The following is a 1,390-nucleotide window of genomic DNA, read 5'->3' as shown; positions in this document are numbered from 1 at the left end:
TTCGTGATGCTAAAACAAGAGCTGCTTATAAATAATAAACCCCGCTGTTTAGCGGGGTTTTATTTAAGTTATTCTTTTTTATTAAAAACTAATTTATGCTTTTCGTTAATTAGGTAGAGTTCCTTTTTGTAGTAAACTACTGTATCCCCTTTTTTCAAAGACACTAAATTATGAGTATCATTGATATAAGTAATAACCAAAAAATTCTTTTTCTTTTTGATAAATCTAAAATCTTGTTTTATGGATTCATCTTCTTTTTGCAAAATTATTCCTGTTGTATCGGTTAGAATTTTTAATTCTAAATCAGGAATGTCTCGAGGATACTTCTTTGTTAGTGTATAGTCTGGATAAAGAGAGCTTGCACAACCAGCGAAGAAAAATAACATAACTATTATATAAAATACTCTTTTCATGTGTTTGCTAATTTGAGTTCCAAATGTTATTTAAAGATAAATCCGATGCTTCTATTTTGATTTTTCTTAAACAAGACAATTTTATTTTTAATGATATATAGAGTGTCGGTTGTGATATTAGGAACAATTCCATACTTTTCATAATCAGTGGCATAACTTGGTCCAATACTAAATTTTTTCTCTCTGCTTTTCTCATTTAAAAATTGACACTTTTCACTGTTTTGTGATGGAATTTCAATGTATAGATCACTATGATAACTCAAATTTTTGTTACTTAAAAAAATAGTATCTCCTTTTTTAGTATAATTACATTCAGTACTAATAATTCTGTATTTTTCTTCTACATCAGGACAATGAAAAGTATTTTTTAAAATACAGGTAACCCCATCAGTAAATACTAGTTCTAATGTTCTTTGCTTACTTTTATAAGTGTATTTATTTCCCTGTAATTTAGATACTGTACTGCAAGAAGATATGATGAAAAAAAGTGTCATCACAAAAATGCTTTTTACTGTTTTCATAGTTTTCTAATTTGAGTTCCATATGTTCAATGGAATAGATGCTGGTGGATAAATAAGTATTTGATTTAATCCCGGATTATCAACAAGTTTATTTACAAAGTTTGGTGTAATTTGATTGATGTTAGTAATATTCTGAATAAAACTTTGCGTTCCCTGAGTCATCATTTGTGTCAGATTATTTTTATTATTAAAATCTGTGAATGGCATAAATTTCAGATTTCCGTCCCAAGAATATTGCGCTCTGTATGCACTGACTTCATCGGCAACGCCATATCCCGCACTTGTTGCCACGTTAAATTCTCCTCTTGCATTTTGCCCACCATGTCGGGTTTCGTGAACTTGATTACCCATATTCTTTTCAGTAAACATTGTCACAATATTATCTCCTTTCTCATTTTGTCCTGTCAGAGTTGTAGATGGTCCTGCTAATCCTAATGCTTTACCTTCTTTTCCGTC

3 protein-coding genes are annotated in these 1,390 nt (G+C 29.9%); all 3 read right to left on the bottom strand.

Annotation, left to right across the window (positions count from 1 at the left end):
* Window positions 1–68: 68 nt before the first annotated feature.
* Window positions 69–413: a hypothetical protein gene (locus H277_RS0118350; protein WP_154652457.1), complete on the bottom strand. Its 345-nt coding sequence runs from the start codon at window positions 411–413 to the stop codon at window positions 69–71.
* Between the two features lie 26 nt (window positions 414–439).
* The gene (locus tag H277_RS0118345) at window positions 440–934 is read right to left on the bottom strand and encodes a hypothetical protein (RefSeq protein ID WP_019977082.1); all 495 of its coding nucleotides are present in this window, start codon (window positions 932–934) and stop codon (window positions 440–442) included.
* Between the two features lie 6 nt (window positions 935–940).
* The coding region (locus H277_RS20335; protein ID WP_033422810.1) for a hypothetical protein at window positions 941–1,390 on the bottom strand (450 nt) is incomplete at its 5' end.

This window comes from Empedobacter brevis NBRC 14943 = ATCC 43319 (genome assembly GCF_000382425.1).
In the GTDB taxonomy this organism is placed as follows: Bacteria; Bacteroidota; Bacteroidia; order Flavobacteriales; family Weeksellaceae; genus Empedobacter; species Empedobacter brevis.
This window is presented reverse-complemented; position numbering and strand designations above follow the sequence as displayed.